General features: G+C 69.1%; 22 protein-coding genes. 2 read left to right on the top strand and 20 right to left on the bottom strand.

Annotation, left to right across the window (positions count from 1 at the left end; translation table 11 throughout):
* Position 1: 1 nt before the first annotated feature.
* The 19 genes from rplF to OG858_RS28030 all read right to left on the bottom strand — a co-directional run bounded on the left by rplF (position 2) and on the right by OG858_RS28030 (position 9,581).
* Positions 2-541, bottom strand: a complete 540-nt coding sequence (gene rplF, locus OG858_RS28120; protein WP_037694136.1) for a 50S ribosomal protein L6 — start codon at positions 539-541, stop codon at positions 2-4.
* Positions 542-565: 24 nt separating this feature from the next.
* Positions 566-964, bottom strand: coding sequence for a 30S ribosomal protein S8 (gene rpsH / locus OG858_RS28115; protein WP_046704424.1), 399 nt, complete (start codon positions 962-964; stop codon positions 566-568).
* A 214-nt stretch (positions 965-1,178) separates the two neighbouring features.
* Positions 1,179-1,364: a type Z 30S ribosomal protein S14 gene (locus OG858_RS28110; protein WP_003948630.1), complete on the bottom strand. Its 186-nt coding sequence runs from the start codon at positions 1,362-1,364 to the stop codon at positions 1,179-1,181.
* 5 nt (positions 1,365-1,369) lie between these two features.
* The gene (rplE, locus tag OG858_RS28105) at positions 1,370-1,927 is read right to left on the bottom strand and encodes a 50S ribosomal protein L5 (protein ID WP_005481216.1); all 558 of its coding nucleotides are present in this window, start codon (positions 1,925-1,927) and stop codon (positions 1,370-1,372) included.
* The gene (rplX, locus tag OG858_RS28100; protein ID WP_037694132.1) at positions 1,927-2,250 is read right to left on the bottom strand and encodes a 50S ribosomal protein L24; all 324 of its coding nucleotides are present in this window, start codon (positions 2,248-2,250) and stop codon (positions 1,927-1,929) included. The genes rplE and rplX overlap by 1 nt, the downstream gene beginning before the upstream one ends.
* Before the next feature lie 2 nt (positions 2,251-2,252).
* Positions 2,253-2,621: a 50S ribosomal protein L14 gene (gene rplN / locus OG858_RS28095; RefSeq protein WP_003992364.1), complete on the bottom strand. Its 369-nt coding sequence runs from the start codon at positions 2,619-2,621 to the stop codon at positions 2,253-2,255.
* A 99-nt stretch (positions 2,622-2,720) separates the two neighbouring features.
* The gene (gene rpsQ / locus OG858_RS28090) at positions 2,721-3,008 is read right to left on the bottom strand and encodes a 30S ribosomal protein S17 (protein ID WP_086749366.1); all 288 of its coding nucleotides are present in this window, start codon (positions 3,006-3,008) and stop codon (positions 2,721-2,723) included.
* Positions 3,008-3,232, bottom strand: a complete 225-nt coding sequence (gene rpmC / locus OG858_RS28085) for a 50S ribosomal protein L29 (protein WP_030831683.1) — start codon at positions 3,230-3,232, stop codon at positions 3,008-3,010. The genes rpsQ and rpmC overlap by 1 nt, the downstream gene beginning before the upstream one ends.
* Positions 3,232-3,651, bottom strand: a complete 420-nt coding sequence (gene rplP / locus OG858_RS28080; protein ID WP_004927269.1) for a 50S ribosomal protein L16 — start codon at positions 3,649-3,651, stop codon at positions 3,232-3,234. The genes rpmC and rplP overlap by 1 nt, the downstream gene beginning before the upstream one ends.
* Before the next feature lie 5 nt (positions 3,652-3,656).
* Positions 3,657-4,493: a 30S ribosomal protein S3 gene (rpsC, locus tag OG858_RS28075; RefSeq protein WP_046704426.1), complete on the bottom strand. Its 837-nt coding sequence runs from the start codon at positions 4,491-4,493 to the stop codon at positions 3,657-3,659.
* The gene (rplV, locus tag OG858_RS28070) at positions 4,493-4,840 is read right to left on the bottom strand and encodes a 50S ribosomal protein L22 (RefSeq protein ID WP_037694118.1); all 348 of its coding nucleotides are present in this window, start codon (positions 4,838-4,840) and stop codon (positions 4,493-4,495) included. The genes rpsC and rplV overlap by 1 nt, the downstream gene beginning before the upstream one ends.
* 41 nt (positions 4,841-4,881) lie before the next feature.
* On the bottom strand, positions 4,882-5,163 hold the full coding sequence (rpsS, locus tag OG858_RS28065; RefSeq protein WP_013001415.1) for a 30S ribosomal protein S19: 282 nt from the start codon (positions 5,161-5,163) through the stop codon (positions 4,882-4,884).
* Between the two features lie 12 nt (positions 5,164-5,175).
* Positions 5,176-6,012, bottom strand: a complete 837-nt coding sequence (rplB, locus tag OG858_RS28060) for a 50S ribosomal protein L2 (RefSeq protein WP_037694116.1) — start codon at positions 6,010-6,012, stop codon at positions 5,176-5,178.
* A 49-nt stretch (positions 6,013-6,061) separates the two neighbouring features.
* The gene (rplW, locus tag OG858_RS28055; RefSeq protein WP_037694112.1) at positions 6,062-6,481 is read right to left on the bottom strand and encodes a 50S ribosomal protein L23; all 420 of its coding nucleotides are present in this window, start codon (positions 6,479-6,481) and stop codon (positions 6,062-6,064) included.
* Positions 6,481-7,140, bottom strand: coding sequence for a 50S ribosomal protein L4 (gene rplD, locus OG858_RS28050; RefSeq protein WP_037694109.1), 660 nt, complete (start codon positions 7,138-7,140; stop codon positions 6,481-6,483). Before rplD ends, rplW begins: the two co-directional genes overlap by 1 nt.
* Positions 7,141-7,147: 7 nt before the next feature.
* Positions 7,148-7,792: a 50S ribosomal protein L3 gene (rplC, locus tag OG858_RS28045; RefSeq protein WP_005481233.1), complete on the bottom strand. Its 645-nt coding sequence runs from the start codon at positions 7,790-7,792 to the stop codon at positions 7,148-7,150.
* Positions 7,793-7,809: 17 nt separating this feature from the next.
* Positions 7,810-8,118 carry a 30S ribosomal protein S10 gene (rpsJ, locus tag OG858_RS28040; RefSeq protein ID WP_003948644.1) on the bottom strand — a complete coding sequence of 103 codons (309 nt, stop codon included), beginning with the start codon at positions 8,116-8,118 and terminating at the stop codon, positions 7,810-7,812.
* 406 nt (positions 8,119-8,524) lie between these two features.
* Entirely contained in the window at positions 8,525-8,812 is a 288-nt protein-coding gene (locus tag OG858_RS28035; RefSeq protein WP_319266911.1) for a hypothetical protein, read from the bottom strand.
* Between the two features lie 40 nt (positions 8,813-8,852).
* Positions 8,853-9,581 carry a YoaK family protein gene (locus tag OG858_RS28030; protein ID WP_086749364.1) on the bottom strand — a complete coding sequence of 243 codons (729 nt, stop codon included), beginning with the start codon at positions 9,579-9,581 and terminating at the stop codon, positions 8,853-8,855.
* Between the two features lie 164 nt (positions 9,582-9,745).
* Here OG858_RS28030 and OG858_RS28025 point away from each other — a divergent pair, with 164 nt between their 5' ends.
* Positions 9,746-11,434: an RNA ligase family protein gene (locus tag OG858_RS28025; protein ID WP_319317501.1), complete on the top strand. Its 1,689-nt coding sequence runs from the start codon at positions 9,746-9,748 to the stop codon at positions 11,432-11,434.
* 6 nt (positions 11,435-11,440) lie between these two features.
* Entirely contained in the window at positions 11,441-14,329 is a 2,889-nt protein-coding gene (locus tag OG858_RS28020; RefSeq protein WP_328544301.1) for a poly(A) polymerase, read from the top strand.
* Positions 14,330-14,338: 9 nt separating this feature from the next.
* Here OG858_RS28020 and OG858_RS28015 read toward each other — a convergent pair whose 3' ends face one another.
* Positions 14,339-15,166, bottom strand: coding sequence for a hypothetical protein (locus OG858_RS28015; protein ID WP_328544302.1), 828 nt, complete (start codon positions 15,164-15,166; stop codon positions 14,339-14,341).
* Positions 15,167-15,176 lie beyond the last annotated feature (10 nt).

Here is a 15,176-nt window from a genome sequence, read left to right as displayed (position 1 = left end):
CTTACTTACCCGCCTTTCCGACCTTGCGGCGGATGACTTCGCCCTCGTACTTGACGCCCTTGGCCTTGTACGGGTCAGGCTTGCGCAGCTTGCGGATGTTGGCCGCAACCTCGCCGACCTTCTGCTTGTCGATGCCCTCGACCGAGAACCGCGTCGGGTTCTCGACCTTGAAGCTGATGCCCTCGGGCGCCTCGACGGTGATCGGGTGGCTGTAGCCGAGCGCGAACTCGAGGTTCGAACCCTTGGCCTGCACTCGGTAACCGACACCGCTGATTTCGAGCTTCTTCACGTAACCCTGGGTCACGCCGGTGATCATGTTCGCCACCAGCGTGCGGGACAGGCCGTGCAGGGCCTTGTTCTGACGCTCGTCGTTGGGGCGGGTGACGTTGAGAACGCCGTCCTCACCCTTGGCGATGTCGATCGGCGAAGCGACGGTGTGGGTCAGCGTGCCCTTGGGGCCCTTGACCGAGACCGTACGGCCGTCGATGGTGACGTCCACGCCGGCGGGAACCGTGATGGGGAGCTTGCCAATACGCGACATAGCTGTTTCCTCCGTTCCCTTCCGCTACCAGACGTAGGCGAGGACTTCTCCGCCTACGCCCTTCTTGCCGGCCTGCTGTCCAGTGAGGAGACCGTGCGACGTGGAGATGATCGCCACGCCGAGGCCACCCAGCACCTTGGGCAGGGAGGTGGACTTCGCGTAAACCCGGAGACCGGGCTTGGAGATCCGCTTGATGCCCGCGATGGAGCGCTCACGGTTCGGGCCGAACTTCAGCTCGAGGACGAGGTTCTTGCCGACCTCGGCGTCCTCGACCTTCCAGCCCGTGATGAAGCCCTCCTGCTGGAGGATCTCCGCGATGTGAGACTTGATCTTCGATGCCGGCATCGACACGGAGTCGTGGTATGCCGAGTTCGCGTTCCGCAGACGCGTAAGCATGTCTGCGATCGGATCAGTCATGGTCATGAATTGGCCTTCGGCCTCTCTCGCCGGGGTTTCCTGTATGCGCCATCCCTCTCCCCACTCGGTGGCGGGACGGGTGCGGTGCGGGGACCTACGGCGTAGTAAGTCGTACGGGCTACCGTCAGGCGCCCAACCCTCCAAGCCTAAGCCATGGATGGGTGGGCGCCTGACACGCCCAGTGCTTACCGAGAGCTTCTGGAATCCCTAAAAGAAGGGACTACCAGGAGCTCTTGGTCACGCCCGGCAGCTCGCCACGGTGAGCCATCTCACGAAGGCACACGCGGCACAGGCCGAACTTGCGGTACACGGAGTGGGGACGGCCGCAGCGCTGGCAGCGCGTGTAGCCACGCACACCGAACTTGGGCTTGCGAGCAGCCTTCGCGATCAGAGCCTTCTTCGCCATCTCGCTCACGCCTCCTTGAAGGGGAAGCCGAGGTGACGGAGGAGCGCGCGGCCCTCAGCGTCGTTGGTCGCCGTGGTCACCACGGTGATGTCCATACCCCGGGTGCGGTCGATCTTGTCCTGGTCGATCTCGTGGAACATGACCTGCTCCGTGAGACCGAAGGTGTAGTTGCCACGGCCGTCGAACTGCTTGGGGGACAGACCACGGAAGTCGCGGATGCGCGGCAGCGCGAGCGACAGGGTGCGGTCCAGGAACTCCCACATGCGGTCGCCACGAAGCGTGACGTGGGCACCGATCGGCTGACCCTCACGCAGCTTGAACTGCGCGATGGACTTACGGGCCTTGGTGACGGCCGGCTTCTGACCGGTGATCGTGGTGAGGTCGCGGATGGCGCCCTCGATCAGCTTGGAGTCGCGGGCGGCGTCGCCCACACCCATGTTGACCACGATCTTGACGAGACCGGGGGTCTGCATGACGTTCTCGTACGAGAACTCTTCCTGCAGCTTGCCCGCGATCTCCTCGCGGTACTTCGTCTTGAGACGCGGAGTCGTGGTGGTAGCCATCAGATGTCCTCACCCGTCCGCTTGGCAACGCGAACCTTGTTGCCCTCGTCGTCGAAGCGGTAGCCGACACGCGTGACGACCTTCTTGCCGTCCTTCTCAACGACCAGCTGGACGTTGGAGACGTGGATCGGCGCCTCGACAGTGACGATGCCACCGGCCTGCGAACCCTTGGCGGTCGGGCCGGCCTTGGTGTGCTTCTTGACCCGGTTGACACCCTCGACCAGGACGCGGTCCTCGCGGGGGAAGGCCGTGATGACCTTGCCCTGCTTGCCCTTGTCCTTACCGGTGATGACCTGAACCAGGTCGCCCTTCTTGATCTTCATGCTTACAGCACCTCCGGCGCGAGCGAGATGATCTTCATGAACTTCTTCTCGCGCAGCTCCCGGCCGACCGGGCCGAAGATGCGGGTGCCACGAGGGTCGCCGTCGTTCTTGAGAATGACAGCGGCGTTCTCGTCGAAGCGGATGTACGAGCCGTCCGGACGGCGGCGCTCCTTGACGGTGCGAACGATGACCGCCTTGATGACGTCACCCTTCTTCACGTTGCCGCCGGGGATCGCGTCCTTGACGGTGGCGACGATGACGTCACCGATGCCCGCGTAGCGGCGACCGGAGCCACCGAGCACACGGATGCAAAGGATTTCCTTCGCACCAGTGTTGTCGGCGACACGCAGTCGCGACTCCTGCTGGATCACGTCTATCTCCTGATTGTCTGCCGGTTCCCGGCAGGGGCCTCATGTACGAGGCCCCTGCCGAGCCTGGCGGAACTGACCTGCGGATGTACCCCGCAGGAATTACTTGGCCTTCTCGAGGATCTCGACGACACGCCAGTGCTTCGTGGCGGACAGCGGCCGGGTCTCCATGAGGAGGACACGGTCGCCGATGCCGGCGGCGTTCTGCTCGTCGTGCGCCTTGAGCTTGCTCGTGCTGCGGATGACCTTGCCGTACAGGGCGTGCTTCTTGCGGTCCTCGACGGCGACGACGACGGTCTTGTCCATCTTGTCGCTGACGACGATGCCCTCACGAGTCTTGCGGAAGCCGCGCGTCTCGTCGTTCGTCTCAGTCACGTTGTTCTCGCTCATCAGGCGTTCTCCACCGTTTCGATGCCCAGCTCACGCTCGCGCATCAGGGTGTAGATCCGCGCGATGTCCTTGCGGACCGCCTTCAGACGGCCATGGTTCTCAAGCTGTCCGGTCGCCGCCTGGAAGCGGAGATTGAACAGCTCTTCCTTGGCTTCGCGAAGCTTCGCAAGAAGCTCCTCGTCACCCAGCTCGCGCAGCTCGGACGCCTTGGTACCGGCCGACATCACGCTTCACCTGCCTCGCGCTTGACGATCCGGCACTTCATCGGCAGCTTGTGGGCTGCGCGGGTGAGGGCCTCACGGGCGATCTTCTCGTTGGGGTAGGACAGCTCGAACATGACCCGGCCCGGGTGCACGTTCGCGATCCACCACTCCGGCGAACCCTTACCGGAACCCATGCGGGTCTCGGCAGGCTTCTTCGTGAGCGGGCGGTCCGGGTAGATGTTGATCCAGACCTTGCCGCCACGCTTGATGTGGCGGGTCATGGCAATACGGGCCGCCTCGATCTGGCGGTTGGTCACGTACGCCGGCGTGAGGGCCTGAATGCCGTACTCGCCGAACGCGACCGTCGTGCCACCCTTGGCCTGGCCGCGGCGCTTCGGGTGGTGCTGCTTGCGGTGCTTGACCCTACGGGGGATCAGCATGTCCCTCAGGCCTCCGTTCCGGTGCTCTCAGCCGGAGCGGCGGCGGCGGGAGCCTCGGCCTTGGGGGCCTCGGCGCCGGCAGCCTGCTGCGGCTTACGACCGCGACCGCCACGCTCGCCACCACGGCCACCACGGGCCGGGCGGTCGGCGCCGCCGCCACCACGAGCCGGGCGGTTGCCGGCGCGGGCAGCGGCGTTCTCGGCGCGGACCTCGGCGATGTTCTTGACGTCGCCCTTGTAGATCCAGACCTTCACACCGATGCGGCCGAAGGTCGTCTTGGCCTCGAAGAAGCCGTAGTCCACGTTCGCGCGGAGCGTGTGCAGGGGCACACGGCCCTCGCGGTAGAACTCCGAGCGGGACATCTCGGCGCCGCCGAGGCGGCCACCGCACTGGATCTTGATGCCCTTGGCGCCGGCCTTCATCGTGCCCTGCATGCTCTTACGCATGGCGCGACGGAAGGAGACGCGGGAGGAGAGCTGCTCGGCGACGGCCTGGGCCACCAGCTGAGCGTCCGTCTCCGGGTTCTTGACCTCGAGGATGTTGAGCTGGACCTGCTTCTTGGTCAGCTTCTCCAGGTCGCCACGAATACGGTCGGCCTCGGCGCCACGGCGGCCGATGACGATGCCCGGACGCGCGGTGTGGATGTCCACGCGGACACGGTCACGGGTGCGCTCGATCTCAACCTTCGAGATGCCGGCGCGCTCCATGCCGGACGTCATCATCCGACGGATGGCGACGTCTTCACCGACGTAGTCCTTGTACAGCTTGTCGGCGTACCACCGGGACTTGAAGTCCGTGGTGATGCCGAGCCGGAACCCATGCGGGTTAACCTTCTGGCCCATTACCGGGTTCCTTCCTTGCTGCTGACGACCACGGTGATGTGGCTGGTCCGCTTGCGGATCCGGTAGGCACGGCCCTGGGCACGCGGCCGGAACCGCTTCAGGGTCGGACCCTCGTCGACGTACGCCTCGCTGATGACCAGCGAAGAGGCGTCCGTGTGGTCGTAGTTGTGCGCGGCGTTGGCGATGGCGCTGTCCAGCACCTTGCCGACCGGCACGCTCGCGGCCTGCGGAGTGAAACGCAGGACCGCCTGAGCCTCCGTGGCATCCATGCCACGGATGAGGTCCACCACACGGCGGGCCTTCATGGGCGTAACGCGGATGTACCGCGCCTGGGCCCTGGCTTCCATGGTTGTCCTTCCAGTGTCTGTCATGGTCATTCCACCCCGCGTTAGCGGCGCTTCGACTTCCGGTCGTCCTTGACGTGACCCCGGAAGGTGCGCGTCGGCGAGAACTCGCCGAGCTTGTGGCCGACCATCGACTCGGTGACGAACACCGGAATGTGGGTCTTGCCGTTGTGCACCGCGATCGTGTGGCCGAGCATGGCCGGGATGATCATCGAGCGACGGGACCAGGTCTTGATGACGTTCTTGGTGCCGGCTTCGTTCTGTACGTCCACCTTCTTGATGAGGTGTCCGTCGACGAAGGGCCCCTTCTTGAGACTGCGCGGCATCTAAACCCGCTCCTAGCGCTTCTTGTTCGTCTTGCGGCGGCGGACGATGTACTTGCTCGAAGCCTTCTTCGGCGAGCGAGTACGACCCTCCTTCTGACCCCAGGGGCTGACCGGGTGGCGACCACCGGAGGTCTTGCCCTCACCACCACCGTGCGGGTGGTCAACCGGGTTCATCGCCACACCGCGGACGGTCGGGCGGACGCCGAGCCAGCGCTTACGGCCGGCCTTGCCCCAGTTGATGTTGCTCTGCTCGGCGTTGCCGACCTCGCCGACGGTGGCGCGGCAGCGCGCGTCGACCAGGCGGATCTCACCGGACGGCATGCGAAGGTGGGCCATCGAGCCCTCCTTCGCGAGCAGCTGCACGGAGGTACCGGCGGAGCGGGCGAACTTGGCGCCGCCACCGGGACGGAGCTCGATCGCGTGGATCGTGGTACCGACCGGGATGTTGCGGAGCGCCAGGTTGTTGCCCGGCTTGATGTCGGCCCCGGGACCGTTCTCCACGCGGTCGCCCTGCTGCAGGTTGCGCGGGGCGAGGATGTAGCGCTTCTCGCCGTCCGCGTAGTGCAGCAGCGCGATGCGCGCGGTGCGGTTGGGGTCGTACTCGATGTGCGCGACCTTCGCCGGCACGCCGTCCTTGTCGTGACGACGGAAGTCGATGACGCGGTAGGCGCGCTTGTGTCCGCCACCCTGGTGGCGAACGGTCACACGACCGGCGTTGTTACGGCCGCCCTTGCTGTGCAGCGGGCGGACCAGCGACTTCTCCGGCGTGGACCGCGTGATCTCGACGAAGTCGGCGACGCTGGAGCCACGACGGCCCGGCGTAGTCGGCTTGTACTTGCGGATACCCATTGTCTCTCAGTCCTCGGAAGTTTCCGATTATCTGGACGCTCCGACCCGCTTACGCGGTCGGACCGCCGAAGATGTCGATGCGGTCGCCCTCGGCAAGGGTCACGATGGCGCGCTTGGAGCCGGCACGCTGACCGAAACCGGTCTTGGTGCGCTTGCGCTTGCCGATGCGGTTGATCGTGTTGACCCCGGTGACCTTGACCGAGAAGACCGCCTGGACGGCCTGCTTGATCTGGGTCTTGTTGGCGCCGGGGGCGACGATGAAGGTGTACTTGCCCTCGTCGAGGAGCGCGTAGCTCTTCTCCGACACGACCGGCTTCAGCAGCACGTCACGGGGGTCCGTGAACGCCTTGCTGGGCGCGGTGACGACGGTGTTCTTGCCCTCGGTCGCGTGGCGCTTCGCCTTGGCGACGCGCGCGGCCTTGGCGGCCTTGGCAGCCTTGGGGGCAATGCTCGGGTGACGCGTAGCCATCAGGCCTCGCTCCCTTCGGTGTCGTTGGCCTTGTTCGGGCCGGACACGAAGGACTCAAGGGCGGCCTGAGTGAAGACCACATCGTCCGAGACGATCACGTCGTACGTGTTCAGCTGGCCCGGCTCCAGGATGTGCACCTGGGGCAGGTTGCGGGCGGAGAGCCACGCGGCCTCGTCGGCGCGGTCGACGACCAGGAGCAGGTTCTTGCGCTCCGAGATCTTGCCGAACAGCGTCCGGGCGGCCTTCGTCGACGGGTTCTCACCCTCGACGACGCCGGAGACGACGTGGATGCGGTTGTGGCGGGCCCGGTCGGTGAGGGCGTGGCGCAGGGCCGCGGCCTTCATCTTCTTCGGGGTCCGCTGCGAGTAGTCACGCGGCTGCGGGCCGTGGACGACGCCACCGCCGGCGAACTGCGGCGCACGGGTCGAGCCCTGACGGGCGCGGCCGGTGCCCTTCTGGCGGTACGGCTTCTTACCGCCACCACGGACTTCACCGCGACGCTTGGTCTTGTGCGTGCCCTGGCGGGCAGCCGCGTTCTGCGCGACGACGACCTGGTGGATCAGCGGGATGCTGATCTTCTCCACGCCGAAGATCTCCGCGGGGAGCTCGACGCTTCCGGTCTTCTCGCCTGCAGGCGAAAGGATGTCAACAGTGCTCATCGGTACCTCAGGCCCCCTTGGCCGCAGTGCGGACCAGGACGAGGCCGCCGTTCGGACCGGGGACAGCGCCCTTGATGAGCAGCAGACCCTTCTCCGCGTCAACGGCGTGGACGGTCAGGTTCTGGGTGGTGACCCGCTCGTTGCCCATGCGACCCGCCATGCGGAGGCCCTTGAACACACGGCCCGGGGTGGCGCAGCCACCGATGGAGCCGGGAGAGCGGTGCTTGCGCTGGGTGCCGTGACCGGCGCCGAGGCCCTTGAAGTTGTGACGCTTCATGACACCGGCGAAGCCCTTGCCCTTGCTCTTGCCGGTCACGTCCACCTTGACGCCGGCCTCGAAGACCTCGGCGGAGATCTCCTGGCCCAGCGTGTACTCGGAGGCGTCCGCGGTGCGGATCTCGACGAGGTGACGGCGGGGGGTGACGTCGGCCTTGGCGAAGTGGCCCTTGAGGGGCTTGTTCACCTTGCGAGGGTCGATCTCGCCGAAGGCGATCTGGACCGACTCGTAGCCGTCGACATCGTTCGTACGGACCTGGGTCACGACGTTGGGGCCGGCCTTGACGACGGTGACCGGAACAACACGGTTGTTCTCGTCCCACACCTGCGTCATGCCGAGCTTCTCGCCCAGGATGCCCTTGATCTGCTTAGCCATTCTCAGATCACCGGCCTTCAGAGCTTGATCTCGATGTCGACACCGGCCGGGAGGTCGAGTCGCATCAGAGAGTCAACGGTCTTGGGCGTCGGGTCGAGGATGTCGATCAGGCGCTTGTGCGTGCGCATCTCGAAGTGCTCGCGCGAGTCCTTGTACTTGTGCGGCGACTTGATGACGCAGTACACGTTCTTCTCAGTGGGCAGCGGCACCGGGCCCGCGACCGACGCACCAGTGCGGGTCACCGTCTCGACGATCTTCTTCGCCGAGCTGTCGATGACCTCGTGGTCGTAGGCCTTGAGCCGGATGCGGATCTTCTGTCCCGCCATGGCTACTCAGTAGTCCTTTGTCTGGTTTAACGCTCTGGAACCCGGCGTTCCCTTGCTCTCCTCCGACCCACGCGGTCGGGTGTGTCGCGCTTCCGCTGACACGGATGCCCCTTGTTCGAGCATCCCTTGTCCGGGAAACACGGCCCTTCCGGAACCGCAGGCCGGGAGCAGAAGCCCACCGGGTGCCTGGCCGGCGCCGCACTGGCACTTCCCGAAAGATTCCCGTACGTCCGCTCCAGCGCTGCCGTAAGGCAGTTGGGGCGACGAGTACTGTGGGACTCGCTTCCGGTCCTCCCGACGGGAGGCGTGCAGCATCAACACTCGACCGAGCAACCCCGCTAGTCTGCCATACGGCCCAGCACCTCCGCCAATCGAGCCGGAGAGATTACCCCGAGAGTGACGCAGGTCAAACCCGGGAGCCGTCGAGGCCGCCCGGGGCGTGGACATCGGCGCCGTGCGGGGCATCGGCATCCACGCCGTGCGGGGCATCGCCCGGGGTCTTCGCCGCGCGGTCGGGGTACACGAAGCAAGCTCCGAGAAAGATGGCCCCCAGGGACGTCAGCCGCAGCGCAACCCCCGCCCACCGCATCCCTCCGGTCCACTCCTGGGGTACGCCGAGTGCCAGCCAAAGGCTGACGCCGATTCCGGTGACCATGAGGGCCGCACCGACGAGACGGCTCACTGAAAGGCTCATGCGTCCATGATCAGGCGCGACCTCGCGAGGGTGTCACGATTCAGCCGGGCTCCGAGGGCTCCGGCATACGCCGGCGTGGCACCCCCCGGTAGAGCGCGCCCAGAATCAGGACCAGCGCGGCGGGGATCAGCAGGACCAGCGCCGGGGACACCTCTTCGTGCAGCAGCAGCCAGGCGCCCAGCAGGCCCCCGGCGAACATCGCGGCGACCGAGGCGAGGCGGCGGCCCTCGTTCCTCGCGCCTGTTCCCGCGTGGCTGTCGGGGTACGGGGGCAGGCCGCTGAGCAGCGCGGTCAGGGCGCGGGTGGACACCGTGGTGGGAACGTCCGCGACCCGCGCGCGCAGGGTGGTGACGTTGCGCACGCCCATGGCCCCGGCGACCAGGGCGACGACGGTGAAGTGCGGGTCGTCCGCCGGGGCGCCCGTCGCGTCGAGGCCGGCGCGCCAGGCGACCAGTCCGCCGAGCCCCAGCAGCAGGGCCTCGACGATCAGCGCGGGGACGAACCAGCGGCGGCCGTGGGCGTCCACGCTCGACTCGAACCGGGAGCCGAGCACCGCGCCGACCGTGAAGCCCACGAACGAGACGCCCGCCGCCGCCGGGGACAGGCCGGCGGCGCCGGTGAGCGCGAAGGAGAGGAAGAGGAGGTTCCCGGTCTGCACCGCGGTGAACACCGGGCCGAGCACGAGGAAGCTGACGGCCTCGATCATGCCGGTCGTCAGCGTCAGCGCCACCATGACCGAGGTGAGCCCGACGCCCGCTCGGGGCTTCATACCTGGGCTTGCTTCATACCGGGACCTGCTTCATACCAGGACCTGCTTCATACCGGGACCCTAAGCGTGGGGTAATCCGCTCGCCCGCCACCGGCCGACGCTCCTACGCTGATCAGGTACGTCGGCGGTTCAGGTACGTCGGCTGACACGGGGGAACGTTCATCATGCGCACGCACTATCCGCGGACCAGGCATCTGCCCTGGTCCCCCGGCGCCACCGCCGACGATCTGCGGGTCACCGACCTGTCCGGCCTGCGCGGTCGCGAGGTCGTGGTGACCGAGAAGCTCGACGGCGAGAACACCACGCTGTACGCCGACGGCCTGCACGCCCGCTCACTCGACTCCGCGCACCACCCCTCCCGTACCTGGGTCAAGGCGCTCCAGGCCCGTATCGGCCACGCCGTTCCGGAGGGCTGGCGGGTGTGCGGGGAGAACATGTTCGCCCGGCATTCGATCGCGTACGACGACCTGGACAGCTGGTTCTACGGATTCTCCGTGTGGGACGGGGACGGGCGCTGCCTGGACTGGGACCGGACGGTGGCCTTCCTGCGCGGACTCGGTGTCCCCGTGCCGCGTGTCCTGTGGCGGGGCGTGTTCGACGAGCGGGCGCTGCACGCGCTGCGGCTGGACCTCGCACGCCAGGAGGGGTACGTCGTCCGGGTCGTGGACGGCTTCGGCGCGCAGGAGTTCGGCGCCCGCGTCGCCAAGTGGGTGCGGGCCGGGCACGTACGGACGGACACGCACTGGATGCACGCGGCCGTCGTGGAGAACGGGCTGGGCGCGCGGGCCCCGCTGTGGGCGGTGCGTTCCGGGGCGCCCGCCGACGCCGACGCGCTGGCGGAGGCCGTCGGGCTGCCCGGCGAGGGCGACCGTGGGGCCGTCGCCCGCTTCGACGCGGCGGGGCGGACCGGCGACGACCGGCTCGTGGGCGTGCTGGCCGCGCTGCTGCACGGCCACGACCGGGGCGGCCGACGAGCCCGGCTCGCGGCGCGGCTGGCCGGGGTCGTGGGCATGCCGCTCGCGCGCCGGGTCGCCGACGTCGTGGGGCTGCACCCCGCGCTGCACCGGCCGTACCCGGACGAGGACCGCCCAACGGGCCTGGCCAGGCTGTCCCTCGCCGCCGACCTCGGTCTGCTGCACGCGGTCGCCCGCGCCACCGCGGCGACGGACGAGGCGCGCGAGCAGGTGGAGTGGTCGGCGCTGCACGCCGAGGAGGTGCCGGGACTGGACGAGGGTGCCCTGCGGGAGGCGTTCGCCGGGCTGCCTTCCGAGGCGGCCGTCCGGTGCCGGGCCGAGGCGCGGGAGGCGTACGCGCGGGGGCGCATGGGTGGGGGCGGCTCCGGCGCTTGCGACGAGGCCGTCGCCGCGACGTGGCGCTGGCGGTCGGGGGCCTTCCCGAGGCTGATCCAGCTGGTCGGTCCGGCGGGCAGCGGCAAGAGCACGTTCGCGCGGGGGCTCACGGGAGTGGACACGTACGTCTCGCTGGACGATCTGCGCGAGGCGCGCGGCGCACGGGCCGACCAGCGGGCCAACCCGGACGTGCTGCGCGCGGGGCTCGACCGGCTGGACGGGGCACTGGCCGCCGGTGGGACGGTGGTGTGGGACGCCACCTCGCTCAACCATCAGCAGCGCTCGCTGGTGCACGCGGTCGCCCACCGCCGCAACGCCCTGCTCACCCATGCCGTGGTCCTGGTCGACGAGGACGAGCTGATCCGGCGCAACACCCGCCGCGAGCACCCGGTACCGCCCGAGGTGCTCACCGCCCAGCTGCGCCGCTTCGCCCCGCCGTATCCGGGCGACGCGCACCGCACCTGGTACATCGGGGCGAGCGGGACCACAGAGGAAGAGGTCTGAGGAACCGTGCGTACGAGCGAGGAGATCTATCACCGGGTGCGCTGGGACGCGCGCTTCGATCCGGTGCGCTTCGTGCTCGGCGTCCTGCAGCGGAACGCCGCGCCCAAGCGGGTTCCGCTGCCCGCCTTCGTGCCCGGCGGCGAGATCCCGTGGCACCGGGTGCTGTTCTTCGAGGCGGACGGCGAGACGGTGTGGGACCGGGCCACGGGGGTGGACCGGATCGACGCGACGGAGGCGGGGCGCGTGCAGGAGGCCCGCCTGCTCCGGGCGCCCTTCTTCACGGCGCGCACGCCGCACGCGTGGGACGGGGAGGAGTGGGTGCCCTCGACTCGTTCGCCGCGCGCGGTGACCTCCGAGCCGGGCTCCGAAGGCGTACGGGTGCTGACCTGGAACACCCTCTGGGACCGGTACGACGCCGACCTCATCGACAGCGCCGGGCGCAGGCCGTTGCTGCTGCGGGCCCTGCGGGAGGCCGAGGCCGACGTGATCGCGTTGCAGGAGGTCGAGGCGGAGCTGCTGGCGATGCTGCTGCGCGAGCCCTGGGTACGAGCCGGATGGACGCTGGGGACGGACCCGCGCGGGCGGGACGTGGACGCGTGCGGTCTGCTGCTCCTGAGCCGGTTGCCGGTCCGTGAGGCCGCGTTCCACGCGCTGGGCCCGCACAAGGCGGTGACCTCCGTCGTGGTGGACACGGCCACACGGCCCCTCGTCGTCGCGGCCACCCATCTGAGCAGCGACCATTCCGAGAACGGTGCCGGTCGCCGCGCCGCCGAACTGGCCCGGATCGCCGAGGGACTGGCGGCCCTGGACGCCGATCTCGTCCTGTTGGGCGACTTCAACGACGGCGGCGACACACCGCAGGTGACGCTCGGGATGCGGGACGCGTGGAGCGAGACGCACGGTCCGGACGACAGGACGCCGACCTTCGACCCTGGTGCCAACCCGCTGGCGGCGGTCTCGTCCCTGACGGGTCGGGCCTCCCGGCTGGACCGGGTGCTGGTGCGCGGGCAGGGTCTGGGGGTGCGGTCGGCCGAGCTGTACGGGGACGCGCCCTCGCCGGACGGGCTGTACGTCTCGGACCACTACGCCGTACGGGCGGAGGTGGGACCTGACGCCCCGGACACCGCCTTCGCGTGCCTCGACGTCCGGCCGACCGCCCGTACGGCCCTGGCGTGGCTGCCTCCCGAGGAGCTGTGGCCGCCGTTGCAGGACATCCGCCGGGAGCACGACCCGCAGATCCACCGCTGGCCCCCGCATGTGAACCTGCTCTTCGGCTTCGTACCGGAACACACCTTCGAGCAGGCGGCCTCGGTGCTCGCGACGGCCACGACGGCTCCGTTCGACGCCCGGCTGGAGGGTGTGCACTGGTTCGGCCACCGGGACGACGCGACCGTGTGGCTCGACCCGGCGGCGGCCGGCGAGAAGCCCTGGGCCGAGCTGCACAGCACCCTCGTACGCCACTTCCCGCGCTGCCGCGGCCGCTACGAGGGCTTCACCCCCCACCTGAGCCTGGGCCGCGCCACCGACCCGAACACCCTGGCCGCCGCCTGCGCGGCCCGGCTCACCCCCATGCCCACCAGGGTCGGCGAGCTGGCGCTGCTGTCGCGACGCGGGGACGAGCCGATGCGGGTGCGGGGGACGGTGAGTCTGGGGACGGGAGAGGTGCGCTGGAGGGAAGAGTCGGCGCTGTACGAGGTCGGCGGGGATGACGAGGACGGCGGGGTAGGCGTAGCCGGCCGGGTCACTCGCCTCGTCGCGGACGCGTTCCCCGACGGCGTCGTGCACGTCGTCGGCTCCCGGCGCATGGGCTGCGCGCTGCCCGGCGCCGACCTGGACCTGGTGGCGGCACTGCCCGGCCCGGTCGAACTGGCCACTGTTCGGGCGAAGTTGAGTGAAGTGACGCATGAGGCCTGTGACGTGCGCGAAGTGGTGGGGGCACGCGTACCCGGTCTGCGGCTGCGGCTCGACGGGCTGGACGTCGACCTGGCCGTCGTGGCCACCGGACCGCTGGAGCCCATGGAGGCGGTGGACCGGCGGGCCGAGTTGGGTGAGGCCGCGGCGGTCGCGCTCAGCGCGGTGAGCGACGCGGAGGCGGTGCTCGCCTCGGTGAGCGGCCACGGTCCGGCGTTCGCCGGGTTGGCCAGGCAGGTCAAGGCATGGGCGAAGGCGCGGGGTCTGGACTCGGCACCGTTCGGCGGCCTGCCGGGCCTGGCCTGGTCCGTGCTGGCGGCCCGCACGGCGAGCGAGGCGGGAGACCTGCCGTCGGCCGATCTCCTACGGCATTTCTTCGCGACGTGGGCGGCGTGGGACTGGCGCGAGCCGGTGGGCAGGCTCGTAGAGCCGGTGGGCGGGCTCGTAGAGCCGGTGGGCGGGCTCGTAGAGCCGGTGGGCGGGCTCGTAGAGCCGGTGGGCGGGCTCGTAGGCCACTCCGGCGGGCTCCCCCTCGCCATCGCGACGCCCTCGGCCCCGGTCCGCCCCTGCACGGACCAGGTCACGACGGGCATGCGCGACCTGATCACCCAAGAGCTGTTCCGGGCCTGGGAGTTGTTGGAGGAGGGCACCGCGTTCTCGGGCCTCCTCACCCCTCCCCCGCTCCACCGCCGCCACGCTGCCTGGGCGGTCGTGACGGTGGAAGGGGGTGCGTACGGGGGTGCGGACGAGGGCCGGGTACGGGGCAGGATGCGGGCCCTGATCACCGACCTCGCCGAGGCGGCTCCCGAGTGCCACGCCTGGCCCCGCCCCTTCGCCACGGCCCCCGCCCGCTACGCCATCGGCCTGGGCCCGACCCCACCGACCGCCGCGGACCTGGCCGCTGTGGCGGAACGCAGGCTGCGCGGTCTGGCGGGGGTCACGCTGGCAAGGGCCGAGGGGGGCGAGGTACCGACGCTCCGCTGAACGCGGAGGTCAGCGGACGTCGACGTAGACGGCCGGGGTGGTGACCGCGTCGGTGGTCGAGTTGCCGTAGTACACCCAGCGGTAGAAGCCGTCGGCCGAGGCGGTGGCCGTGGTGTTCAGGGCGCCGGTGGTGCTGGTGGTGACCTTCTTGACCGTCTTGAAGGAGGTGGCGTCCGAGGCGCGGTACTGGAGGCTGACCGTACGGCCGCTGTAGCCGCCGTATTTCTTGGTGCTCCAGTTCGCCCGGGTCAGCTTGCCCGTGACGGTGATCTTCTTGCCCTTGGTGACCGTCTCCGGCGTGGCACCGACGGTGGCCCTGGCCGCGCGCTTGAGCTGCACGGTCTGGGACCGGGTCTCGTACTCCTCGGTCTTCAGCCCGCCGCTCGCCTTCCACAGACGCAGCCAGACGGCGGTCTTCCAGGTCGTGGCGTCGTTGTTGGAGTTGACCTGCTTCCGGCTCGGGTGCGGGTCGATGTGGAAGGTGCCCTCGCACCGGGCGTGCTTGGCGTCGGTCTCGAAGCAGGTGTAGATGCCGGGGCCTATGTAGTTGTCAGCGCTCTCGGCGGCCGCTTTCGGGGTGCCGCGGTAGGTGAAGGGATACACGGTGTAGTCGGACGGGTCCGCGGTGCTGAGACCGGCCGGCAGGGCGATGTTGAAGGTGACGGACGGCCGCACCTCCTTCGTCGTACCGACCACGATCGGCTTGCCCTTGTTGATGACGATGTCCGACACGGTGATACCGGTGTCCGCCGCCTGAGCCGCCGGCGCGTTCAGCACCGAGAGCCCCAGCGCCCCCACTAGCGCGGCCACCGCGACGGTTCGTCTGCCTGACTTCATTCACGCCTCT

Source organism: Streptomyces europaeiscabiei, assembly GCF_036346855.1.
Lineage (GTDB): Bacteria > Actinomycetota > Actinomycetes > Streptomycetales > Streptomycetaceae > Streptomyces > Streptomyces europaeiscabiei.
Note: the sequence above shows the minus strand (reverse complement) of the source record. Positions and strands in the feature narration are given on the sequence as shown.

Coding starts and splice junctions, on each gene's coding strand:
- rpsH (WP_046704424.1), bottom strand. CDS start 964: ATGACCATGACTGATCCGATCGCAGACATGCTTACGCGTCTGCGGAAC.
- rpsJ (WP_003948644.1), bottom strand. CDS start 8,118: ATGGCGGGACAGAAGATCCGCATCCGGCTCAAGGCCTACGACCACGAG.
- rplF (WP_037694136.1), bottom strand. CDS start 541: ATGTCGCGTATTGGCAAGCTCCCCATCACGGTTCCCGCCGGCGTGGAC.
- OG858_RS28015 (WP_328544302.1), bottom strand. CDS start 15,166: ATGAAGTCAGGCAGACGAACCGTCGCGGTGGCCGCGCTAGTGGGGGCG.
- OG858_RS28035 (WP_319266911.1), bottom strand. CDS start 8,812: ATGAGCCTTTCAGTGAGCCGTCTCGTCGGTGCGGCCCTCATGGTCACC.
- rpsC (WP_046704426.1), bottom strand. CDS start 4,493: ATGGGCCAGAAGGTTAACCCGCATGGGTTCCGGCTCGGCATCACCACG.
- rpsS (WP_013001415.1), bottom strand. CDS start 5,163: ATGCCGCGCAGTCTCAAGAAGGGGCCCTTCGTCGACGGACACCTCATC.
- rplD (WP_037694109.1), bottom strand. CDS start 7,140: ATGAGCACTGTTGACATCCTTTCGCCTGCAGGCGAGAAGACCGGAAGC.
- rplP (WP_004927269.1), bottom strand. CDS start 3,651: ATGCTGATCCCCCGTAGGGTCAAGCACCGCAAGCAGCACCACCCGAAG.
- rplE (WP_005481216.1), bottom strand. CDS start 1,927: ATGGCTACCACCACGACTCCGCGTCTCAAGACGAAGTACCGCGAGGAG.
- rplW (WP_037694112.1), bottom strand. CDS start 6,481: ATGGCTACGCGTCACCCGAGCATTGCCCCCAAGGCTGCCAAGGCCGCC.
- rpmC (WP_030831683.1), bottom strand. CDS start 3,232: ATGTCGGCCGGTACCAAGGCGTCCGAGCTGCGCGAGCTGGGTGACGAG.
- rplB (WP_037694116.1), bottom strand. CDS start 6,012: ATGGGTATCCGCAAGTACAAGCCGACTACGCCGGGCCGTCGTGGCTCC.
- OG858_RS28025 (WP_319317501.1), top strand. CDS start 9,746: ATGCGCACGCACTATCCGCGGACCAGGCATCTGCCCTGGTCCCCCGGC.
- OG858_RS28110 (WP_003948630.1), bottom strand. CDS start 1,364: ATGGCGAAGAAGGCTCTGATCGCGAAGGCTGCTCGCAAGCCCAAGTTC.
- rpsQ (WP_086749366.1), bottom strand. CDS start 3,008: ATGAGCGAGAACAACGTGACTGAGACGAACGACGAGACGCGCGGCTTC.
- OG858_RS28030 (WP_086749364.1), bottom strand. CDS start 9,581: ATGAAGCCCCGAGCGGGCGTCGGGCTCACCTCGGTCATGGTGGCGCTG.
- rplC (WP_005481233.1), bottom strand. CDS start 7,792: ATGGCTAAGCAGATCAAGGGCATCCTGGGCGAGAAGCTCGGCATGACG.
- rplX (WP_037694132.1), bottom strand. CDS start 2,250: ATGAAGATCAAGAAGGGCGACCTGGTTCAGGTCATCACCGGTAAGGAC.
- rplV (WP_037694118.1), bottom strand. CDS start 4,840: ATGGAAGCCAGGGCCCAGGCGCGGTACATCCGCGTTACGCCCATGAAG.